General features: G+C 37.2%; 19 protein-coding genes and 4 tRNA genes. 12 read left to right on the plus strand and 11 right to left on the minus strand.

All coding sequences use genetic code 11. The features are described from left to right. Positions 1-551: 551 nt before the first annotated feature. From CPS_RS12915 to CPS_RS12930, 4 genes are all read left to right on the plus strand, one after another. Positions 552-627: transfer RNA gene (locus CPS_RS12915), tRNA-Asn, on the plus strand. A 40-nt stretch (positions 628-667) separates the two neighbouring features. Continuing rightward, positions 668-743, plus strand: a tRNA-Asn gene (locus CPS_RS12920). Positions 744-783: 40 nt separating this feature from the next. Next, positions 784-859: transfer RNA gene (locus CPS_RS12925), tRNA-Asn, on the plus strand. Positions 860-899: 40 nt separating this feature from the next. Further along, a tRNA-Asn gene (locus tag CPS_RS12930) sits at positions 900-975 on the plus strand. Positions 976-1458: 483 nt separating this feature from the next. Here CPS_RS12930 and clpA read toward each other — a convergent pair. Beyond that, a complete protein-coding gene (gene clpA, locus CPS_RS12935; RefSeq protein WP_011043686.1) occupies positions 1459-3717 on the minus strand; it encodes an ATP-dependent Clp protease ATP-binding subunit ClpA in 2259 nt (752 codons plus the stop codon). Between the two features lie 20 nt (positions 3718-3737). Next, positions 3738-4058, minus strand: a complete 321-nt coding sequence (gene clpS / locus CPS_RS12940) for an ATP-dependent Clp protease adapter ClpS (protein ID WP_011043687.1) — start codon at positions 4056-4058, stop codon at positions 3738-3740. 253 nt (positions 4059-4311) lie between these two features. Here clpS and cspD point away from each other — a divergent pair, with 253 nt between their 5' ends. Next, entirely contained in the window at positions 4312-4530 is a 219-nt protein-coding gene (gene cspD / locus CPS_RS12945) for a cold shock domain-containing protein CspD (RefSeq protein ID WP_011043688.1), read from the plus strand. A 91-nt stretch (positions 4531-4621) separates the two neighbouring features. Here the strand turns inward: cspD and icd are convergent, their stop codons facing one another. Together icd and CPS_RS12955 are read right to left on the minus strand one after the other, a co-directional pair. Continuing rightward, complete coding sequence (icd, locus tag CPS_RS12950) at positions 4622-5872, minus strand: NADP-dependent isocitrate dehydrogenase (protein WP_011043689.1); 1251 nt, start codon at positions 5870-5872, stop codon at positions 4622-4624. A 241-nt stretch (positions 5873-6113) separates the two neighbouring features. After that, positions 6114-8345 carry an NADP-dependent isocitrate dehydrogenase gene (locus tag CPS_RS12955; RefSeq protein ID WP_011043690.1) on the minus strand — a complete coding sequence of 744 codons (2232 nt, stop codon included), beginning with the start codon at positions 8343-8345 and terminating at the stop codon, positions 6114-6116. Positions 8346-8527: 182 nt separating this feature from the next. On the opposite strand from CPS_RS12955, the gene CPS_RS12960 reads away from it, so the two are divergent. From CPS_RS12960 to purB, 5 genes are all read left to right on the plus strand, one after another. Further along, a complete protein-coding gene (locus CPS_RS12960; protein WP_011043691.1) occupies positions 8528-9133 on the plus strand; it encodes a pseudouridine synthase in 606 nt (201 codons plus the stop codon). Then, positions 9123-9635 (plus strand): NUDIX hydrolase, encoded by a 513-nt coding sequence (locus CPS_RS12965; protein ID WP_011043692.1) that lies wholly within the window; start codon positions 9123-9125, stop codon positions 9633-9635. The genes CPS_RS12960 and CPS_RS12965 overlap by 11 nt, the downstream gene beginning before the upstream one ends. Before the next feature lie 86 nt (positions 9636-9721). After that, positions 9722-10849 carry a tRNA 2-thiouridine(34) synthase MnmA gene (gene mnmA / locus CPS_RS12970; RefSeq protein ID WP_011043693.1) on the plus strand — a complete coding sequence of 376 codons (1128 nt, stop codon included), beginning with the start codon at positions 9722-9724 and terminating at the stop codon, positions 10847-10849. A gap of 63 nt (positions 10850-10912) precedes the next feature. Next, positions 10913-11548: a high frequency lysogenization protein HflD gene (gene hflD / locus CPS_RS12975; RefSeq protein ID WP_011043694.1), complete on the plus strand. Its 636-nt coding sequence runs from the start codon at positions 10913-10915 to the stop codon at positions 11546-11548. Positions 11549-11621: 73 nt separating this feature from the next. Continuing rightward, entirely contained in the window at positions 11622-12992 is a 1371-nt protein-coding gene (gene purB / locus CPS_RS12980; protein WP_011043695.1) for an adenylosuccinate lyase, read from the plus strand. Positions 12993-13166: 174 nt separating this feature from the next. On the opposite strand, the gene CPS_RS12985 is transcribed toward purB, so the two are convergent. Beyond that, complete coding sequence (locus tag CPS_RS12985; RefSeq protein WP_041736999.1) at positions 13167-13574, minus strand: DUF4826 family protein; 408 nt, start codon at positions 13572-13574, stop codon at positions 13167-13169. A 229-nt stretch (positions 13575-13803) separates the two neighbouring features. Between CPS_RS12985 and CPS_RS12990 the strand changes: the two genes are divergently transcribed. Beyond that, positions 13804-14841, plus strand: a complete 1038-nt coding sequence (locus CPS_RS12990) for a Leu/Phe/Val dehydrogenase (protein ID WP_011043697.1) — start codon at positions 13804-13806, stop codon at positions 14839-14841. 94 nt (positions 14842-14935) lie between these two features. Here CPS_RS12990 and CPS_RS12995 read toward each other — a convergent pair whose 3' ends face one another. From CPS_RS12995 to thrS, 5 genes are all read right to left on the minus strand, one after another. Beyond that, on the minus strand, positions 14936-16039 hold the full coding sequence (locus CPS_RS12995) for a phosphoribosylaminoimidazolesuccinocarboxamide synthase (protein ID WP_011043698.1): 1104 nt from the start codon (positions 16037-16039) through the stop codon (positions 14936-14938). 239 nt (positions 16040-16278) lie between these two features. Beyond that, a complete protein-coding gene (gene rplT, locus CPS_RS13000) occupies positions 16279-16638 on the minus strand; it encodes a 50S ribosomal protein L20 (RefSeq protein WP_011043699.1) in 360 nt (119 codons plus the stop codon). 16 nt (positions 16639-16654) lie between these two features. Continuing rightward, entirely contained in the window at positions 16655-16849 is a 195-nt protein-coding gene (gene rpmI / locus CPS_RS13005) for a 50S ribosomal protein L35 (protein WP_033094689.1), read from the minus strand. Between the two features lie 210 nt (positions 16850-17059). Beyond that, positions 17060-17617 (minus strand): translation initiation factor IF-3, encoded by a 558-nt coding sequence (gene infC, locus CPS_RS13010; RefSeq protein WP_011043701.1) that lies wholly within the window; start codon positions 17615-17617, stop codon positions 17060-17062. A gap of 121 nt (positions 17618-17738) precedes the next feature. After that, positions 17739-19649, minus strand: a complete 1911-nt coding sequence (gene thrS / locus CPS_RS13015; protein WP_011043702.1) for a threonine--tRNA ligase — start codon at positions 19647-19649, stop codon at positions 17739-17741. Positions 19650-20035: 386 nt separating this feature from the next. On the opposite strand from thrS, the gene CPS_RS13020 reads away from it, so the two are divergent. Then, entirely contained in the window at positions 20036-20761 is a 726-nt protein-coding gene (locus CPS_RS13020; RefSeq protein WP_011043703.1) for a hypothetical protein, read from the plus strand. A gap of 22 nt (positions 20762-20783) precedes the next feature. Here the strand turns inward: CPS_RS13020 and CPS_RS13025 are convergent, their stop codons facing one another. Continuing rightward, on the minus strand, positions 20784-22469 hold the full coding sequence (locus tag CPS_RS13025) for an NAD(P)/FAD-dependent oxidoreductase (protein ID WP_011043704.1): 1686 nt from the start codon (positions 22467-22469) through the stop codon (positions 20784-20786). Positions 22470-22569 lie beyond the last annotated feature (100 nt).

A 22569-nucleotide genomic window follows, 5' to 3' on the forward strand; every position in this document is an offset into this window, starting at 1 on the left:
AGATTTATCCTATCCCCCCCCCTTTATCAAAAACGTTGTTTGCTTAATGCCATAATAATAAATACGTAACATATTCCTGTATTGAGGTGTCATAACTAAAAGAACCTCAAACTTATACAATTGGGATATCAAGGAATAATAAAACACAAGTAATATAGTTAAAAAATGAGGTGGTTAAAAATCAATCTAATTATTAAATAAAGTACACAACCACCATAAGTTATTGAAATTAAATAGATTAAAAACATTGTAGTTTTTTATTGACTTGTAGCCAAGCCAATCAAACCGTCTTAGCAACGTAAACTTACACTTTAGTCCACATAGTTATCCACAGGAATCGTGGATAACTAAGTATTTACACTATTATCAGGCTAAAAAATTACCAAGTTATCAAGGAGTACAAAAAACCGTCTAATAGTGGTGTAAAAGAACCTATTCTGAACACATCTTCAACAAACAATATTTATTTCAATAATTTATTATTTTTGTGTTGACACATAGGCCACAGGTCTTTATTATTCTGCCCCGTTAGCCACTGAGGTTAACGCGATTCCCCAATAGCTCAGTTGGTAGAGCGATGGACTGTTAATCCATGTGTCACTGGTTCGAGCCCAGTTTGGGGAGCCACATTCAACTTCATTAATAAACAGAAGTTAAAAAAGTTTATTCCCCAATAGCTCAGTTGGTAGAGCGATGGACTGTTAATCCATGTGTCACTGGTTCGAGCCCAGTTTGGGGAGCCACATTCAACTTCATTAATAAACAGAAGTTAAAAAAGTTTATTCCCCAATAGCTCAGTTGGTAGAGCGATGGACTGTTAATCCATGTGTCACTGGTTCGAGCCCAGTTTGGGGAGCCACATTCAACTTCATTAATAAACAGAAGTTAAAAAAGTTTATTCCCCAATAGCTCAGTTGGTAGAGCGATGGACTGTTAATCCATGTGTCACTGGTTCGAGCCCAGTTTGGGGAGCCACATTAAAATGTGAAACGAAACCTGCTATATGCAGGTTTTTTTTCGTCTGAAGAAAAGTTATCTCTATAGTAGAGCTACTTGATTCTTTAGTAGTATTATCGGCAAAGCGATGGACTGTACTCTCTTTAACTCGGCATGTGTCACTGGTTCGAGTCATTCTATATAATGAGCTGGGAGCCACATTAAAATGTGAAACGAAACCTGCTATATGCAGGTTTTTTTTCGTCTGAAGAAAAGTTATCTCTATAGTAGAGCTACTTGATTCTTTAGTAGTATTATCGGCAAAGCGATGGACTGTACTCTCTTTAACTCGGCATGTGTCACTGGTTCGAGTCATTCTATATAATGAGCTGGGAGCCACATTAAAGTGTAATGACACCATTCATCAATCAATAGCCACTCCCCTATCGATAACAGACTAAATGACAGACATAAAAAAACCTAACGAACTCGTTAGGTTTTTAATCGGTTACCTTTGAATTATTATTTCGCAGTAATCAATTCTTGCTTATTTTCAAAATTAAAGACTAATTTATCTTTTTTAACATCGACCTTAGCAGTACCGCCATGGGTCAATTCACCAAAGAGCAACTCATTTGCTAGTGTTTTCTTCAAGTGCTCTTGTATTAAGCGAGCCATCGGTCTTGCTCCCATGGCTTTATCATAACCATTTTCAGCTAACCATTGTTTAGCTTGCTTGGTTAATTCAAGTGAAACGCCTTTATCATCAAGCTGAGCCTGCAATTCGACAATAAATTTATCTACTACTTGATGAATAACAATGTTGTCTAAATGATTAAACCAAACAATGTTGTCTAAACGGTTTCTAAACTCAGGTGAAAAGACTTTATTTATTTCACTTAATGCATCGAGGCTATGATCTTGCTGTTTAAAGCCGATAGATTGGCGTACCGTTTCTTGTACCCCTGCATTAGTTGTTAACACCAGAATAATGTTTCTAAAGTCGGCTTTTCGACCATTATTATCGGTTAGTGTACCGTGATCCATCACTTGCAATAGAATGTTATAAACATCTTCATGAGCTTTTTCTATTTCATCTAATAAGACGACCGCATGAGGATGCTTTATAACCCCATCAGTTAGTAAACCACCCTGCTCATAACCTACATATCCAGGGGGAGCACCAATAAGACGACTAACAGCATGTTTCTCCATATATTCTGACATATCAAAACGTAACAACTCTATGCCCAATATTTTAGCTAACTGTTGTGTTATCTCTGTTTTACCAACACCTGTAGGACCGGCAAATAAGAAAGAGCCTACTGGTTTTTCTTCACTACCTAGCCCTGCTCGAGATAACCGAATAACAGACGAAAGCTCATCAACAGCTTGATCTTGACCAAACACAACAAGTTTCAAGTTTCGGTCTAGATTTTTAAGTCCATCTTTTTCAGTAAGTGATACTGACTTTTCAGGAATCCTCGCCATTTTTGCAACAATGCTTTCGATATCGGTATTATTAATAACTTTCTTACGTTTATTAGGTGCAACAAGTTGTTGCTTAGCACCCGCTTCATCAATGACATCAATGGCTTTATCAGGAAGAAATCTTTCATTAATATATTTAGCTGACAACTGAGCTGCTGCATGTAAGGCTTTATTAGTATAACGAATGCCATGATGGCTTTCATATTTCTCTTTTAAACCTTGCAGTATTTTAGTGGTATCAGCAACACTCGGCTCCGCAATATCAATTTTTTGAAAACGACGGGCTAAGGCTCGGTCTTTTTCAAAAACACTTTGATACTCTTGGTATGTCGTCGAACCTAAGCAGCGAATTTTCCCAGCTGACAATAACGGTTTAAGCAGGTTAGAAGCATCCATCATACCGCCAGAAGCCGCACCGGCACCTATAATAGTATGAATTTCATCAATAAATAACACAGCATTCTTATCTGCTTCTAGCTCTTTTAATAATGATTTAAAACGTTTTTCAAAATCGCCTCTATATTTAGTACCTGCGAGTAATGCCCCCATATCTAGAGAATAAATGGTCGCATCAGCTAAAAACTCAGGCACTTCTTTATTGACAATTAAATTAGCTAAACCTTCAGCAATAGCCGTTTTACCCACACCAGCCTCACCAACAAACAGCGGATTGTTTTTTCTACGTCGACTCAACACCTGTAAAGTACGTTCAAGTTCATCGTCACGACCAATTAAAGGATCAATATTACCTTTTATCGCTTCTTCATTAAGGTTTACCGAAAAGTTATCAATGGTACGCGGTTCTTCTTCGCTTTGCTGTTCCCCATCCAAAGTATGTGGGGAATGTTCATCATCAATTTTTGCAATACCGTGAGAAATATAATTAACAATATCTAAACGACTAATATCAGATTTTTTCAAGATATAAGCGGCTTGTGATTCTTGTTCGCTAAAAATTGCCACTAATACATTTGAGCCGCTGACTTCATTTTTACCTGATGATTGCACATGAAATACAGCGCGTTGTAATACCCGTTGAAAGCCTAACGTAGGTTGAGTTTCACGCTCATGTTCACTTACAGGAATCGTAGGTGTTGTTTCGCTGATAAAGTCTAATAAACTTTTGCGAAGTTTTGTTAAATCCGCTCCGCAAGCACCAAGTGCTTCGATCGCTGAGGGATTATCTAATAGGGCCAACAATAAATGTTCAACAGTCATAAATTCATGGCGAGATTCTTTAGCTTGGCGAAAGGCTAAATTAAGTGATACTTCTAAGTCTTTGTTTAGCATAACTACTCCAATTTATAACTTTAGGCTTTTGTCATCACACACTTAAGAGGGTGCTGATTTTCAAAAGCGTACTGGACAACCTGTTCTACTTTTGTTTCTGCTATTTCAGCAGTATATGTGCCACAAAGGGCTTTTCCTTTATAATGAATGGTTAACATTATATCTGTTGCTTGCTCTTCACTTTTATTAAAAAAGTTACACAAGACGTCTACAACAAAATCCATTGGGGTGTAGTCATCATTAAGTAAAAAAACATAGTATTTAGCCGGCTCTTCTATTTGCTCTTTAACTGACTCTTCTACAATGCCTTCGGTGTCAAATAACTCTTTCCAGTTGCTCATATATTTATCTTAGTCTCTACTTTTTACTTTTGCTGTAACTTTTCGTGCAATTAAGCTTAAAATAATTAAAAAAAAACAGCTTTTAAACTTGACAAATTTATTAATTTATCTACGATTCTATAGGTGGCTAATTTTTAGTCGCTTAGTCTGTTGTCTATGCACTTACTTATATTTACCTACTCTTTTAAAGCATGGTACCAAAATATAAGTAAAACATAATTGAATACTAAAGGATATAGAAGGAAGTTGAAGTATGGCACACGGTACAGTTAAATGGTTTAATAATGCGAAAGGTTTTGGCTTTATTCGCCCGGATAGTGGCGGAGAAGATATTTTCGCACACTATTCAACTATTGAGATGGATGGATATCGAACATTAAAAGCAGGACAGGATGTCGATTACGAACTAAATGATGGCCCTAAAGGTCATCATGCAGCAAGTATCAAATTAGCTGATGGCGAACTAGAATAAATATAAAATGTTACGCTAATAAGATAAAAAAACACAGCTATTAAGCTGTGTTTTTTATTGGATGATTTTCGATAGTATATGTGATCAATATTTACATATGATCAATAATACAATCTCCAAACGCTGAACAAGAGACTAACGTCGCATCATCCATAAGGCGCTCAAAATCATAGGTTACTGTTTTCGCTTTGATTGCTCCTGACATCCCTTTAAGCAATAAATCAGCCGCTTCAAGCCAGCCCATATGTCTTAACATCATTTCTGCAGAAAGAATTACAGAACCAGGATTTACTTTATTTTTACCGGCATATTTAGGAGCTGTTCCATGAGTTGCTTCAAATACAGCAACTTCGTCGCCTAAATTAGCTCCAGGAGCAATACCAATACCACCAACTTGAGCAGCAAGAGCATCAGATAGGTAATCACCATTTAAGTTTAAAGTGGCGATAACACTATATTCAGCAGGACGTAACAAGATTTGCTGTAACATGGCATCAGCAATAACATCCTTGATGATAATCTCATTACCTGTATTTGGGTTTGTAAGCGTACTCCAAGGTCCGCCATCAATCAAACTTGCGCCAAATTCATCACGAGCAAGCTCATAACCCCAATCTTTAAAAGCGCCCTCTGTGAATTTCATAATATTACCTTTATGAACCAGAGTTACCGAGTCTTTATCATTATCAATTGCGTATTGAATCGCTTGTCTTACTAAACGTTGACTTCCTTCTTTTGATACTGGCTTTATACCGATACCACAGTTATCAGTAAAACGGATATTACTAGCACCCATTTCTTCAGTTAAGAATTCAATCACCGCTTTCGCTTTATCACTACCCGCTTTATATTCTATGCCAGCATAGATATCTTCGGTATTTTCACGAAAGATGACCATATCAACTTCAGAAGGTCTTTTTACTGGACTTGGAACACCAGTAAACCATTGAACAGGACGTTGACAGACGTAAAGATCAAGCATTTGTCTTATTGCAACATTTAAAGAACTCATGCCACCACCTACGGGTGTAGTTAGAGGTCCTTTAATAGAAACTTTATATTCTTGTAATATGGCAAGTGTTTCTTCAGGAAGCCACGTTTCACTATCATACATTTTAGTCGCTTTTTCACCCGCATAGACTTCCATCCACGCAATTTCTCTTTCGCCGGCATACGCTTTAGCAACTGCTGCATTCACAACTTTTAGCATTGGGGGTGTTACATCAACACCAATGCCATCACCTTCAATAAAAGGGATTATCGGATTATTTGGTACTGATAACTTACCATCAACAAAGGTAATTTTATCTCCGGTAGTGGGGATGATGATTTGATTAGTCATAGGGCGAGCTCCACATTAAACAAGTATAAAAAGGTTATTTTACTAAAATAATTCAAAAAAGGATAAGGCACTAATCACTATTTAGTGATACCTATTATCATTACAATGAATAAACATAAATTAGACTTAAATATAATAATAAAGATAATCAAAAACTAAACATTATATTTTAGCTTTTGATTAATATAGTGCTATTTACTAGCACCTTAACTACATATTTATTTTAAAGCAATAAATTGACTTAGAGCAATGCAGATAAAATTGTATTCAATGTTTCACTTGGGCGCATTGCTTTTTCTGTAAGTTGCGTATCCGCAAAATAATAGCCATTAACATCGATAGCTGGACCTTGAGCTGCATTTAATTCAGCTACAATTTTCTCTTCTTGCTTAGTCAGTGCTTGAGCAACACCTGTGAAGCTTTCTTTAAGATCAGTATCTGTAGTTTGCTCTGCAATGGCTTGTGCCCAATACATAGCAAGATAGAAATGGCTACCACGGTTATCTAACTCTCCAACTCGACGAGATGGTGATTTATTGGTATCTAAGAATTTACCCGTTGCCGAATCTAATGTATCAGCTAATACTTGTGCTTTCGCATTGCCTGTCGATATTGCAACATGTTCAAGTGATGCTGCAAGTGCTAAAAACTCACCTAAAGAATCCCAACGTAAGTGATTTTCTTTTTCGAATTGTTGAACGTGCTTAGGCGCAGAGCCACCAGCACCAGTTTCGAATAAACCACCACCATTCATTAATGGCACAATAGAAAGCATTTTAGCACTTGTTCCAAGTTCTAAAATTGGAAATAAATCAGTTAAGTAATCACGTAATACATTACCCGTAACTGAGATTGCATCTTCACCTTTAGCAACACGTGCAAGCGTATATTCGCAAGCCTTAACAGGTTCAAGAATTTGAATGTCTAAACCGTTAGTATCATGGTCAGCTAAATAAGTATTAACTTTCTTGATCATTTCTGCATCATGGCCACGATTTTCATCTAACCAAAATACAGTTGGAGTACCCGTTGCTTTAGCACGAGTTACCGCTAATTTAACCCAATCTTGAATTGGTGCGTCTTTAACCTGACACATTCTGAAAATATCACCTTGTGCAACATTCTGCTCAATCAAGATATCACCGTTATCATTCACAACACGAACAACACCGGTAGCTGACATGGTAAAAGTTTTATCATGTGAACCATATTCTTCAGCTTTTTGCGCCATTAAGCCAACATTAGGAACTGTACCCATTGTCGTTGGATTGAAAGCACCATTTTCACGACAAAAATCTACTACAGCCGAGAAAACACCAGCATAGTTACGATCTGGGATCATAAACTTAGTATCTTTTTGACTTCCATCCGGTGCCCACATCATACCAGAGGCACGAAGAGCAGCAGGCATTGATGCATCAATGATGACATCACTAGGCACGTGTAAATTAGTAATACCCTTATCAGAATCAACCATAGCCATTTCAGGACGAGTTGCATAAACAGCTTGTAAATCGGCTTCTATTTCTGCTTTTTGAGCAGCAGGTAAACGTGCGATTTTAGCGTAAACATCACCGATACCGTTATCAGCGTCGACACCTAACTGATCAAAGGTAGCCTCATGTTTAGTAAATACATCTTTATAAAATACTTTAACTGCATGGCCAAACATAATTGGATCTGAAACTTTCATCATGGTTGCTTTTAAGTGCAACGAAAGTAAAACATCTTCTTCTTTAGCTTTATTAATCTCAGTTTCATAGAATTCGATTAATGCTGACTTGCTCATTACTGAAGCATCGATAATTTCTTTATCAAGTAATGGTAATTTTGATTTTAATAATGTCACGTCACCATTTTGAGCAACAAACTCAATATTTATACTCGTTGCGCCATCAATAGTTACTGATTTTTCACTACCGTAAAAATCACCAGACTCCATGTGAGCAACATGTGATTTCGATTCAGGAGACCATGCTCCCATTGAATGTGGGTTGTTACGTGCGTATTGCTTAACAGAACCAGGTGCACGGCGATCAGAGTTACCTTCACGCAATACCGGGTTAACCGCTGAACCTAAAACTTTAGCGTAAGTTAGTTTAATTGATTCTTCCGCTTCATTTTGTGGTTCTGCAGGATAATGAGGTAAGTCATAACCCTTTGCTTGTAATTCTTTAATAGCCAATTCTAATTGTGGAATAGACGCTGAAATATTTGGTAACTTGATAATATTAGCTTCTGGAGTTTTAGCTAACTTACCTAACTCAGATAATGCATCATCAACGCGCTGCTCTTTAGTTAAGTATTTTGGAAAATTCGCTAAGATACGAGCGGCTAAAGAAATATCACGTGTTTCAACGTTAATGCCTGAAGAAGCAGTATAAGCTTGAATAATTGGTAATAAAGAATACGTCGCTAAGGCAGGCGCTTCATCGGTAATAGTATAAATGATTTTTGAGTTATCAGTGCTCATTGAGATTCCTACTTTAATTAGCCAAAAAGCTCCGGTGAACACATAAATATCTATTAGAATTTAATGCATATTCACCCAAGCTAAAATTTATTTTTTGCGCGCACATAGTATAGTAATTCAAAGCGTATTAATATAGCCAGGCAGAAAGGCATCACATATTTTAAAGGAAAATTAGTCTACAAATGAATCAAAGCAAAGGCTATACAAGACATACCGCTAAAAAGCAGCGAAAGGTACGACCACTTGATGAAAAGCAGATAGTCGTGCTTTTTAACAAACCGTTTGACGTGCTTTGTCAATTTACCGATGAGAACAACCGTCGTACATTAAAAGATTTCATTACCATACCAGGTATATATGCCGCAGGAAGATTAGATAGAGATAGTGAAGGCTTATTGTTACTTACCAATGATGGAAAATTACAACATCAGATTGCCAATCCAGTTAAGAAAACAGAAAAAACGTACTGGGTACAAATTGAAGGGGCGCCTTCAGAACAAGATTTAGCAAAATTACGTCAAGGTGTCGAATTAAAGGATGGTATGACTAAACCGGCTAAAGTTGCCATTATGCTCGAACCTAACGTTTGGCCACGTAACCCTCCTATAAGAGAGCGTGCCAGTATCCCAACGACTTGGCTAGAAATTACCATAACAGAAGGTCGTAATAGACAAGTTAGACGGATGACAGCAAATATAGGCTTCCCTACCCTGCGACTCATTAGATATCGTATTGGTAACTGGACATTAGACAATATTAATAATGGGGAATATAAAGTTGAGCAGTAACAACAGCGCCCTCACATCTGATCCTAATATATCTAATGAAAACGACCATGGTATAAATCAATTTAAACCCAATACAACTGTTGCTGCCGTTATCCATTACGGTGGTAAATTTTTGTTTGTTGAAGAACATGAAAAGTGTCGAGTCGTTTTTAATCAACCTGCTGGGCATTTAGAAGAAAATGAAAGTCTTACTGCAGCCATAAAGCGAGAAGTACTAGAAGAAACAGGATTACGAGTAGAACCCGATTTTTTATGCGGTATTTATTATTTTCACCGACCTGATCTTAAGCTATATTTTTTACGTTTTTGTTTTGTTGTTGAGTTAGAGCAATGGCTAAAAGGCCAACCACAAGACGATGAAATCATTGACACTCATTGGCTTACTCTTGAACAAATAAAAGAAAAGAGTGCTCAATTACGTAGTCCTATGGTGTTAGAGTGCGTCGAAGATTACTTAGCTGGCAATAAAATTCCGTTATCGCAGCTAAAATCTAATCTTTAATCTATATCCTACTAGTTGTGCATGTTATAATTTTTCGCCTCTTATTTCAGTACACTTACTTTTAATAAATCTATTGGTCAAAACACATGTTAACAGCCTCAAATACTAAAGCCCCAGAACAAACCAAAGTCATTGTTGGTATGTCTGGAGGTGTCGACTCTTCTGTCTCTGCTTATTTGCTTAAAGAGCAAGGTTATCAAGTAGAGGGTTTGTTTATGAAAAATTGGGAAGAGGATGATACTGATGAGTATTGTGCTGCATCCCAAGATTTAGAAGATGCGCAGGCTATTTGTGACAAATTAGATATCAAATTACATACTATCAACTTTGCTACTGAATATTGGGACAATGTTTTCGAATACTTCCTTGCTGAGTATAAAGCTGGACGTACACCCAACCCTGACATCATGTGTAATAAAGAAATAAAGTTCAAAGCATTTTTAGAGTTTGCTTGTGAAGATTTAGGTGCAGATTACATAGCCACAGGACATTATGTTCAGCGTGAGCTACGCGATAATTCATGGAAAATGATACGAGGTCTTGATAATAACAAAGACCAAAGTTATTTTCTCTACACACTCGACGAAGCACAGTTAGCGCACACTTTATTTCCTGTCGGCCATATTGAAAAGCCTGAAGTACGTGCTATTGCAGAAAAAGCTGGATTAATCACCCATAACAAAAAAGACAGTACTGGCATTTGCTTTATCGGTGAACGTAAGTTTAAAGACTTTTTAGGTCAATATTTACCTGCTCAGCCCGGTATTATTGAATCAGCAGAAGGTGTTGCTGTCGGTCATCATGATGGGCTTATGTATCATACTTTAGGGCAACGCAAGGGTCTACGCATTGGCGGTTTAGCTGATGCAGGTGAAGAGCCTTGGTATGTTGTTGAAAAGGATTTATTACGCAACGTACTGATTGTTGGACAAGGGCATAACCACCCTCGCCTATTTTCTAAAGGCCTAATTGCCAATCAATTACATTGGGTTGATAGAAAAGCACTAACATCTAGCATTCAATGCACAGTGAAAACTCGTTATCGTCAAGAAGATGTTTCCTGCACTGTTACTCCTATAACCGACTCTGCTACCGAAGAATATCAAATAGACTTTACTGAGCAACAAAGTTCAGTGACTCCTGGACAGTCCGTTGTATTTTATAAAGATGATGTCTGTTTAGGCGGTGGTATTATTGATACCCTTATTCGCTAACTTATAGGCATTGCCTAAGCCAAGCCCATCTAATGACTAGATAAACTAAATACTAGAGAAAAAATGAAAGATCAAACAATTACCTTTGCCGCTATTTGCCAAGTAGCTTATCAAGTACAACAAGTATCCCGTACAGGTCAAATCACTGATGAAGAATTCAGTGTTTTATTACAAAGTATCATTGAAACTTCGCCAGTAAATACCTTAGCGGTTTATGGTGGTGAGATCGATAATATCAAGACAGGACTTGAGCTCTTAATCAACCACTTAGGCAATGATAATGGTACAAGTAGTGCAAAAAAGCACAAAGATCCCGAATTAACTCGCTATATCATTAGCTTAATAAATCTAGAAAGACGTCTTGCTAAACAGCCTAAACAGCTTAATGCTCTCGGTGAGCGTATCAACGCAATCGAGCGGCAACTTGAGCACTACACACTGACCAGTGACACTTTAACGGCGAGCTTTGCTAGTATTTATAGCGATATTATTAGCCCGCTAGGTCATAAAATCCAGGTCACTGGCGAGCCAAGCATTTTAAAGCAAAATGTAAACCAATATAAAATTAGAGCCTTACTATTAGCGGGTATACGTGCAGCCGTATTATGGCGACAAGTCGGCGGTAAAAGACGCCACATATTACTCAGTCGTAAGAAAATAGTCGACTCCGCAAAAGAATTACTTAAATCTATTCGATAAAATTTAAACACTATTTAACTCTTAAATTAAGCCGATTAATTAAAGAGAATATTAATATAACCTAGGAAAAATTATGGAACTTTCAGCATTAAGTGCAATATCACCTGTAGATGGTCGTTATGGTAGCAAGGTAAAATCATTACGCTCTATTTTTAGTGAATTTGGCCTAATTAAATACCGTGTTACTGTTGAAGTACGTTGGTTACAAAAACTTGCAGCTACTAGCGCAATAGCAGAGGTTCCTGCATTTTCTGAACAAGCAAATGATGTATTAAATAATATTGTTGCTAACTTTAGTGAAGAAGATGCTTTAACGATCAAAAAAATTGAAGCGACAACTAACCATGATGTAAAAGCAGTTGAATACTTCTTAAAAGATAAAATTGCTGATAACGCTGAATTAAACGCTGTGACTGAATTCATTCACTTTGCCTGTACTTCAGAAGACATCAACAACTTATCACACGCATTAATGTTAACTGATTGTCGTGAAAATGTATTATTACCAGAAATGGATAACATTTTAGCGGCGATGAAAGCCTTAGCGATTGAATACAAAACGATTCCAATGATGTGTCGTACTCATGGCCAGCCAGCCTCACCTAGCACGTTAGGAAAAGAGATGGCTAACGTTTATGTGCGTCTACAACGTCAACGTGAGCAAATTGCTAACGTTGAAATGTTAGGTAAAATTAACGGCGCTGTAGGTAACTATAATGCTCACCTTAGCGCTTATCCTGAAGTTGATTGGCATGAATACGCTAATGAGTTTGTTACTTCATTAGGTTTATCATTCAACGCATTTACCACACAAATTGAACCGCATGACTATATTGCTGAGTTATTTGACGCAATCGCACGTTTTAATACCATTTTAATCGATTTTGATCGTGATATTTGGGGTTATATTGCTATGGGTCATTTCAAGCAGAAAACTATCGCTGGTGAAATTGGTTCATCAACTATGCCACATAAAGTTAACCCTATTGATTTCGAAAACTCAGAAGGTAACTTAGGCATTGCAAACGCATTATTCACTCACTTATCGCAGAAATTGCCTATCTCTCGCTGGCAGCGTGACTTAACTGACTCAACAGTGCTACGTAACTTAGGTGTTGGTTTTGCTCATACAATGATTGCTTATGGTGCTACATTAAAAGGCATTAGTAAGTTAGAAGTAAATGAAGCTAACTTAGCAGCTGAATTAGACAGTAATTGGGAAGTATTAGCAGAGCCAGTACAAACGGTTATGCGTCGTTACGGTATTGAAAAACCTTATGAAAAACTAAAAGAATTAACTCGTGGCAAACGTGTTAATGGCGACTCTATGCGTGCTTTTATCATGACGCTTGAATTACCTGAACATGCTAAAGCTCAGTTATGTGAAATGACACCTGCTAGCTACATTGGCCGTGCAGTTGCTTTCATTGATGAACTAAAATAATCTTTTCTTTCATGTTTTGACTATAAAAAAAGAAGGCTCTGCCTTCTTTTTTTATTTCTAGACTTCCTTATAAAGTTATAGAGTTGTTTCTATGCATAGATGTAAAAAATTCATGCTAAAGCAACATATGCTATACGAATAAAGATAAGTCTATCTAAAACCACTTAATGTGATTTATTTTGATTGCCACAATGACTCATCATTAAATAACTTATACAAACCATCAGCACGACCAATTAATAAATGAGCAAATTTATTTTGTTCTTCATTCTTCGCTTGTAATAAGTTTTCAGCTTGCATTTGCCACTTTAAGGAAAAATGTCTTAATGCTTCACGAGCATTAGGAGCAACATCAACACCGCTGTGATCGCTAGGTAAGTCTCCACATAAAACCCAAAACTTATTACCGTCTATTGATGTTAACTTCCACAATGCTAATATCGGTACTAAATAACGACTCTCATCAACCTGAACACTCTGTGTAACAACACCTTTCTCGGCTAGGTATTTAGTAGCAACTTGATATTGCGTTTTTATCCATTGCTGTTGCTGCGCTTCTGTCATTTGTACTGCTTCGGTCATTTTAATTCTCAGTTATTCGAATTTATCTTAGATTAGTTATTTATAGCATAACGCTGTTTGTCACGATAAATTTGCATGTTGTAGCTTTTCGCTTACAGCTTGCGTCCTAAGTGTAAATTGTTAATTTTATCAGTAACTAGCTTGAGTATTTTCTAGGTGCTATCGTTCCTTAACAACATTACAACACATTTAAATTGCCTTTTCTAGCAAGAAAGAATGGAGAAAAACAATGGCTTTATTTGATTTACCCGATTTTGACGACCACGAGCAAGTGGTTTATTGCAGCGATGAAGCAAGTGGTCTTAAGGCTATAATTGCCGTACATAGTACCAAGCTTGGAGCAGCTGTAGGTGGCTGTAGAATGTGGGATTACGCTGACGATGATGAAGCCCTGGTTGATGTTTTACGATTATCTAAAGGTATGACGTATAAAAATGCTATGGCTGGTCTTAGCATGGGTGGAGGAAAGTCTGTCATTATTGGTGATGCTAAAAAACTAAAATCTAAAGCGTTATTCAAAGCCTTTGGTGAAGCATTAAATAGACTAAATGGACGTTATTTAAGTGCAGAAGATGTCAATATTACTACCAGTGATATTGACATCACAAACAGTGTTACCCCGTTTGTAACAGGCACAGAAGGCAAAAGTGGTAACCCCGCACCTTTTACCGCGCTTGGAACTTTCCTCGGTATCAAAGCGTCAGTAAAACATAAACTTAATCGTGATGATCTAACCGGTCTCAAAGTCGCCATTCAAGGCTTAGGTAGCGTAGGTTATCAATTATGTGAGCACCTGCACAAAGCTGGGGCAGAACTTGTTATCACTGACATCAATCAAACAGCTTTAGATATGGCTGCTACTGAATTTAATGCCACCATAGTTGGCTTAGATGAAATATACGATCAAGACGTCGATATCTATGCCCCATGCGCTCTTGGTGCCACTATTAATGATGATACGCTTAGCCGTTTAAAGGCAGTAATTATCGCAGGTTGTGCGAATAACCAATTAGCCGAGCCTCGCCATGATCAAGCTTTGTTAGAGCGCGGTATATTATACGCACCCGATTATGTGATTAATGCCGGAGGTATCATTAATATTTCGTTTGAAAATAATTATGATCATGAAAAAGCGACCGAAAAGGTTGGCGATATTTATCACACTTTATTAGATATTTACGCTAAAGCTGACGCTCAAGCAAGACCTACTGGTATCATTGCTGATGAAATGGCGCGAGAAATAATTGAAAAAGGTGGCAAGGATTAGGTCGCATTATTAAGGCTTATTATCTTTGATGTAAAAATGGATATAAAAAAACCAGCACTAAGCTGGTTTTTTTATTAATTAAATTAGCTAAAAACTAATCAATTAACTGATACTGCTCACGCAAAATGGCAATAATTTCAGCTTTAGGATTATCAGATAAAACAATTTTATTACCGGTAATTTTTTCTGCTATATCGGTATAAGTTTTTGATACATCCATCAGCACTGATAGCGGAAGTTTATTGTCACGTGCTAATGCTTCACGCTCACTCATACGATCTTTGTTTAATAAAATATCAGCATCCGGAAAATGGTTTAATAGTAACTGTCGGAAACCTTCTTTGGAGTTTTCAACAACCTTACCTGCTCGGTATTGCTCGCCATCCCATATTCGTGAAGAATCAGGCGTACCTACTTCATCCATATAAATCAGTTTGTCATCGCCATTAACATCTTTGACATAGCCAAACTCAAACTTTGTATCAACAAACACTTGGTCTATTTTTGATAAAGCGGTAGAGATAACATCAAAACCTTCAGTAAGCAGTTTTTCATACCGTGCAATATCATCGACTGATTTAAAGTTAAACGCTTCAAAATTATCTTCAATGTTTTTACGGGTAATATTTACATCATCAACCGCTGGTACACCGGGAATACCTTCTAATATACCTTTAGTAGAAGGTGTTTGTAATAGTGAAGTTAACTTACTATCTTTCGCTAGTCCTTCAGGTAATTCAATACCACAAAAGTCTCTTTCACCCTTAGTATATGAACGCCACATTGAACCTGTAATGTATTGACGACAAATGGCTTCAATCATTACCGGCTTAGCTTTTTGTACAATCCATACAAACGGGTGTGGAATGTCTAGAATATGGCTATCGGCAAGACCTTGTTCTTTGAACATTTTAAACCAATGGTTTGATATTGCATTAAGTGCTGCGCCCTTACCAGGAACACCGCGCATATCATTCTCACCTGACCAAATACAATCAAAAGCAGAAATACGGTCACTTATCACCATAATAGCTAACGAAGTATCACTGGGAACATCATAGCCTTTTTCTTCGATAAGACGTTTGCTATCTGTTGCTGTTAACCAATAAACAGAACGTACTTTACCGCTGTGTACAGGCGAATCCGTACGGATAGGAAGATCGTTATTAACGGCTAAAACTTTATCAGCTAAGTTCATAATTAGTTCTCTTGATTATTTATTTTGGTTAAAGATTAAATATTTTCAGCACGTATAAAAATTGCTGCTTAACTAACGTTACTTAAGGTTTCTTTTACAATGGTAAAAATTATTATGTAGAAACGGACTGTAATGAAGTAATTTTAGTTAAACACTATCTTTTAAAAATAAAAAGGACGCTATAAAGCGTCCTTTTTTTTAAGCTTAACTAAATTTTAGCTAAGCTTACATTACTTTACTTAAGCAGCTAAAGAAGCTTGCGCTTTTTCAACTAAGAAAGTGAATGCTGCTTTGTCGTATACTGCGATGTCAGCTAGGATCTTACGATCAATTTCAATAGAAGCCTTTTTAAGACCATTAATGAATTTGCTGTAAGATAAACCATTTTGACGAGCTGCTGCGTTAATACGAGCGATCCAAAGCTGACGGAATTGACGTTTACGTTGACGACGATCGCGGTAAGCGTATTGACCTGCTTTAGTTACTGCTTGATAAGCAACACGGTAAACACGACTACGTGCTCCGTAATAACCTTTAGCTTGCTTTAGAACCTTTTTGTGACGTGCACGAGCTTGTACACCACGTTTTACTCTAGCCATTTTCTATCTCTCCTAATTAACCGTGACGTAAAAGTTTTTTAACTGACTTAATGTCAGATGCGGCGATCATGCATTTAGCACGAAGATGACGCTTAACTTTAGTACGACGCTTAGTCAAGATATGACGAAGGCCAGCTTGTTTGAACTTGTAGCCAGAGGCTGTTTTTTTAAAGCGCTTTGCAGCACCTTTATTGGTTTTCATTTTAGGCATGTGAATAATTCTCAAATTTATACCGTTTCTAATAAAAAAAAGGTATATGCCAAATATTAAGTAGCGAGGGCGAAACTGACGTTTATCACAATATAACGTGAAAACAATCAATTTACTTGCAAGCCTGTACTACCAGCGTAAAGATAAAATTGGTGAATTAAACTTCTATTTAATAAAAAGTAAAAGTTTAATTACTTGTCAAACCAAGGATTATCTATTTTTAGGGGCTAAGACCATCACCATTTGACGTCCTTCCGCACGACGCGGGAAGAACTCAAGTACGGTTAACTCTTCTAAATCGTTTTTAACACGCGTTAAAAGTTGTAAACCTAACTCTTGGTGGGCCATTTCACGGCCACGGAAACGTAATGTTACCTTGACCTTGTCGCCGCCTTCTAAAAAGCGTTTCAGGTTACGTAATTTCACCTGATAATCGCCTTCATCTGTACCAGGACGGAATTTAATTTCCTTAACCTGTATTTGTTTCTGGTTTTTACGTTGTTCTTTCTGTTCTTTAGCTTTTTCATAGATAAACTTGCCGTAATCCATCACACGACAAACGGGTGGTTTAGCAGTAGGGCTAATTTCAACAAGATCAACACCAGCGTCATCCGCTTGGTCCATTGCTTCATCTAATGTAACGATGCCACCAGGTTCTCCGTCAAACTTAATCAAACGAATTTCGTTGTCTAGGATATCTGTAATTAACTCATTCAAACGATGAGCTGGCTCTTTACGCCCGCCTCGTTGTCCACCTTTAATAGCCATGTTCCTCCAAAGAACTCTTTAATTTATTTAATCTCTGCCTTTATTCTATAGAATTATAGAAAAGACAGACTATTTTGCTTTTATTATGTTATCCGTTTATAACTTTATCGTTATTATAGTTTTACTGACGAGATTTAACTTCATCAGATAACTTAGCAATAAAGTCATCAACCGACATTTTTCCTAAATCTTCACCACTTCGAGTTCGAACGGATATTTCACCGGATTCCATTTCTTTATCACCAACAACTAATAAATAAGGAACTCGCTTCAAAGTGTGCTCGCGGATTTTAAAGCCTATCTTCTCATTTCTCAAGTCTATTTTTGCTCTAAAGCCATTTTCTTTTAGTTTTTTAACAACTTTCTCACAATATGGTGCTTGTTTATCGGTAATATTCATAATTGTTGTCTGAATAGGCGATAACCATGTTGGAAACTTGCCGGTGAACTCTTCGATTAAAATACCAATAAAACGTTCTAATGAACCTAAAATTGCTCGGTGAATCATTACCGGAGTATATCTTTCGTTATCTTCACCAACATAAGTTGCACCTAAACGCTCTGGTAATGCAAAATCAAGTTGTACTGTGCCACATTGCCAAGCACGACCTAAACAATCCATTAAGGTGAATTCTATTTTAGGGCCGTAAAAAGCACCTTCACCCGGTAAGTATTCAAAGGCAATATTACTGTCTGTTAATGCTTGTGCTAAACCTGCTTCTGCTTTATCCCAGATTTCATCACTACCAATACGGTTGTCTGGACGTGTAGAAAGCTTCACAACAACATCTTCAAAGCCAAACGAGCCGTAGACGTCATATACCATTTCAATACATTTTTTAACTTCAGCTTGAACTTGTGATTCCATACAGAAAATATGAGCATCATCTTGAGTAAAACCACGAACCCGCATTAAACCATGTAAAGACCCCGAAGGCTCATTACGATGACAACAGCCAAATTCAGCAATACGCAATGGTAAATCACGGTAAGATTTCAAACCTTGATTAAAAATTTGAACATGACCAGGACAGTTCATTGGTTTAATTGCGTATTCACGCTTTTCTGAGGTAGTAGTAAACATGCCATCAGCATATTTGTCCCAGTGACCTGATTTTTCCCAAAGACTTCTATCCATCATCATTGGTGCTTTAACTTCGTCGTAATCATATTCGTGTAACTTTTCACGAATAAATTTCTCTAACTCAGTATAAATAGTCCAACCATCGTTATGCCAAAACACCATGCCTGGTGCTTCTTCTTGCCAATGGAATAAATCTAATGTTTTACCAATTTTACGATGGTCGCGTTTTTCAGCTTCCGCTAAACGTACTATATAAGCTTTAAGTTGCTTTTTATCAGCCCATGCTGTGCCATAGATACGTTGCAACATTTTGTTGTCTGAATCGCCACGCCAGTAGGCACCAGCAACTTTCATTAATTTAAAGTGATGACAATGACGCATGCTTGGTACATGAGGACCACGACACATATCAATGTATTCTTGGTGATGATATAAAGCCGGTGTATCTGTTTTCTCAATGTTCTCATCAAGAATGGCTAATTTGTATGTTTCGCCACGTTCAGTAAAGGCGTCGTAAGCATCTTGCCAAGAACCTGTCTTTTTAACAACTTCATAACCGGTACGTGCTAGTTCAGTCATGCGTTTTTCAAGCTTAACTAAATCATCTTCACTAATTGATTCATCAAGATCAATGTCATAATAAAAGCCATTTTCGATCGTTGGACCGATAGCCATTTTAACATTTGGATATAACTGCTTTATTGCATGCCCTAATAAATGTGCACATGAGTGACGAATGATCTCAAGACCTTCGCTATCTTTACTGGTGATAAGTTGTAAAGAGGCATCTTGAGTAATTAATTCACAAGCATCAACAAGGTTTCCGTCGATACGACCAGCAATGGTTGCTTTAGCAAGTCCAGGGCCAATATCTAGAGCAACATCCATTACAGATACAGCTTGTTCAAAAGAACGTTGGGAACCATCAGGGAGAGTAATTACAGGCATGTTTTTTCCTTATTCAGTGGCGGCGCATACTAAGCGTCGCTTGAGTTTTAATAGTTAAAAAATAAATGGTATTAGCCGCTGCGTCCTGCAATAGCTTTTTTATGTTCATCCTGAACATAAAAAAGAGCCTATAGCTCTTTTTTTAAATTAGGTTTTTTACCCGATTATTGTAAAAGCCTTACCCTTTTTAAACAAGGGTTTTCAACAAGGTTTGAACAATTAATACTGTTTATACCTGCTTTAAATTCGACTGCTGTCAAAACTATCCTATAACAAAGTTATGTTTGTGGAATAAATGACAAAACTATCAGCGCCGAATCTACATAGCACTTTACCGAAAAATCAGTAATACTATTGATAAAGTACTTAATAACTAGCTGAATTTAGTGAAAATATTTACCCTTTGTACAACGCTACTTTTTTATATCTGTCTATCCTTCGCCAATGCCTCAGAAATACCATGGAAGTTATGGAAAAAAACCAGCGCACAAAGCGTTAGTTACCGTCCCGCTATAATAAATGATCAAACTGACGACAAGCTAATTGAAATTAAGGCTACGGCGACAGTCAAATCAAGTATCTCTGGGTTTTTATTTTTTTTACAAAATGTCGATAACACCCAACATTGGTTAGTTAATGCCAGTGAAAGCAAAATAATTAAGCAATATTCAGCGACAGAAAATAGCTTCTATATAAAACTGACTAAAATCTGGCCATTACAGGCAAGAATTTTAATACTCAATTCTCTTTATTGGCAAAACGATGACTTAAGTGTTGAGATAAAATTAACAGATGCCGTAAACGTTGAAGACTATATGCTTTTGGCTGTGAGCAATTTAAAGGATTACTTACAAGTTAAAACCCACAGTGCTCATTGGAAAATAATGCCTAAGCAGTCAGAAGAGGAAGGTAGTGAAATTGCTATTGAATATATTTTTATTGCTGATGGTCGGGGAGAGACACCAAAGTGGTTGGCTGATCATCTAGCGCTTAAATCTATTTGGAAAAGTATGCGAAATATTAGGCGACAATTACCAAAAGAAAAATGGCAACAACAAACAATAAAAGGTATTACTGAATTATCAGTAATACCTTTAACTAAAAAACCTTAATTAATTGATCAAGAACATCAAATTAATGCTCTTGCTCTGCTGTAATGGCTAATGCCATTGCTTCGGCAATTTTAATACCATCAATACCGGCAGACAAAATTCCACCCGCATAACCCGCACCTTCACCAGCAGGGTAAAGACCTTGCGCGTTAAGGCTTTGTAAGGTCTCTTTATCTCTCGTAATTTGAATAGGTGATGAAGTTCGAGTTTCTACTGCGGTTAATGTTGCTTCTGCCATTGAAAAACCCTTAATTTTTTTATCAAAAGCAGGCAGTGCTTCTCTAATTGCAGCTATCGCATAATCGGGTAAGGTTTCACTTAAATCGCAATAAGTTACACCTGGTTTATAAGACGGGGCTACTGAGCCGTGTTCGCCACTTTTACGTCCTGCAAGAAAATCACCTACAAGCTGTACTGGCGCATCATAACTTTCGCCGCCAAGTTTAAACGCTTTTGCTTCTAAGTTACGTTGAAATTCCATACCCGCAAGTACATAATCTCTATCTGAAGCAAACTCACTGGTGATGAAATCTTCCGGTTCAATACCCACAACAATAGCACTATTCGCATTACGCTCAAGACGAGAGTATTGGCTCATACCATTAGTCACTAAACGGCCCTCTTCCGAGGCAGCGGCAACAACAGTTCCCCCTGGACACATACAAAAGCTGTAAACTGAACGGCCATTACTACAATGGTGAACTAACTTGTAATCTGCCGAGCCTAAAATTTCATTACCGGCATTATTGCCAAAGCGTGCTTCATCTATGACCGCTTGTTCATGTTCAATACGAAAGCCAACAGAGAAGGGTTTTGCTTTCATGTAAACATCTTCATCAAATAACATACTAAAGGTATCACGAGCACTATGTCCGATAGCTAAAGCAATATAGTTAGTCTCTATATGATCACCATTAGAGAGAGTTAACCCTGTCACTTTTTTGTTTTGGTAACCTTCAATGCCCTGCGCGGTACATTCATTACCTTCAACATCAGTAAAGTGAATTTTATCTACTCGCTGGTTAAATCGAACTTCACCGCCAAGTTCAAAAATTTTGGCGCGCATTTTTTCAACCATAGTTACTAATTTGAACGTACCAATATGGGGTTTGCTTACGTAAAGTATCTCTTCAGGTGCACCCGCTGCCACAAATTCATGAAGCACTTTACGACTATAATGCTTAGGGTCTTTAACTTGACTATAAAGCTTACCGTCTGAGAATGTACCTGCTCCCCCTTCACCAAATTGCACATTGGATTCAGTATTTAATATTTTTTTACGCCAAAAACCGAAAGTGTCTTTGGTGCGTTGTCTAACTTCTTGACCACGCTCTAACACAATAGGATTAAAGCCCATTTGTGCCAACACTAAACCTACAAATAAACCACAAGGTCCCATACCAATAACAACTGGGCGATTTTTAAGGTTCTTGGGTGCTTGGCTAACAAATTTGTAAGCCATATCTGGCGTTTCTTTTACTTGGGTATCAGCAATAAATGTTGCAAGAAGCGCTTCGTCAACATTCGTTTCAACATCAAGGGTATAAATCAAGAAAATACTATTTTTCTTACGTGCATCATAACCACGTTTAAACACGGTGAATTTTATTAACTGAACGGCTTTTATTGATAATTTAGTTAAAATTGCTTGTTCAAGTTCGTGCTCTTGATGATCAAGCGGAAGTTTAATATTGGTTAAACGAATCATTCTGTTGAGATCCAGCATAGGAAGAGTAATATTTTTCACTATTTTACCTGTACGCCATCATTTTATAAACAAGAGATTGAATTTGCTCCCAACAAAGGTA

The organism is Colwellia psychrerythraea 34H, assembly GCF_000012325.1.
Taxonomy (GTDB): Bacteria; Pseudomonadota; Gammaproteobacteria; order Enterobacterales; family Alteromonadaceae; genus Colwellia; species Colwellia psychrerythraea_A.

Coding starts and splice junctions, on each gene's coding strand:
- clpA (WP_011043686.1), bottom strand. CDS start 3,717: ATGCTAAACAAAGACTTAGAAGTATCACTTAATTTAGCCTTTCGCCAA.
- clpS (WP_011043687.1), bottom strand. CDS start 4,058: ATGAGCAACTGGAAAGAGTTATTTGACACCGAAGGCATTGTAGAAGAG.
- cspD (WP_011043688.1), top strand. CDS start 4,312: ATGGCACACGGTACAGTTAAATGGTTTAATAATGCGAAAGGTTTTGGC.
- icd (WP_011043689.1), bottom strand. CDS start 5,872: ATGACTAATCAAATCATCATCCCCACTACCGGAGATAAAATTACCTTT.
- CPS_RS12955 (WP_011043690.1), bottom strand. CDS start 8,345: ATGAGCACTGATAACTCAAAAATCATTTATACTATTACCGATGAAGCG.
- CPS_RS12960 (WP_011043691.1), top strand. CDS start 8,528: ATGAATCAAAGCAAAGGCTATACAAGACATACCGCTAAAAAGCAGCGA.
- mnmA (WP_011043693.1), top strand. CDS start 9,722: ATGTTAACAGCCTCAAATACTAAAGCCCCAGAACAAACCAAAGTCATT.
- hflD (WP_011043694.1), top strand. CDS start 10,913: ATGAAAGATCAAACAATTACCTTTGCCGCTATTTGCCAAGTAGCTTAT.
- purB (WP_011043695.1), top strand. CDS start 11,622: ATGGAACTTTCAGCATTAAGTGCAATATCACCTGTAGATGGTCGTTAT.
- CPS_RS12985 (WP_041736999.1), bottom strand. CDS start 13,574: ATGACCGAAGCAGTACAAATGACAGAAGCGCAGCAACAGCAATGGATA.
- CPS_RS12990 (WP_011043697.1), top strand. CDS start 13,804: ATGGCTTTATTTGATTTACCCGATTTTGACGACCACGAGCAAGTGGTT.
- CPS_RS12995 (WP_011043698.1), bottom strand. CDS start 16,039: ATGAACTTAGCTGATAAAGTTTTAGCCGTTAATAACGATCTTCCTATC.
- rplT (WP_011043699.1), bottom strand. CDS start 16,638: ATGGCTAGAGTAAAACGTGGTGTACAAGCTCGTGCACGTCACAAAAAG.
- rpmI (WP_033094689.1), bottom strand. CDS start 16,849: ATGCCTAAAATGAAAACCAATAAAGGTGCTGCAAAGCGCTTTAAAAAA.
- infC (WP_011043701.1), bottom strand. CDS start 17,617: ATGGCTATTAAAGGTGGACAACGAGGCGGGCGTAAAGAGCCAGCTCAT.
- thrS (WP_011043702.1), bottom strand. CDS start 19,649: ATGCCTGTAATTACTCTCCCTGATGGTTCCCAACGTTCTTTTGAACAA.
- CPS_RS13025 (WP_011043704.1), bottom strand. CDS start 22,469: ATGATTCGTTTAACCAATATTAAACTTCCGCTTGATCATCAAGAGCAC.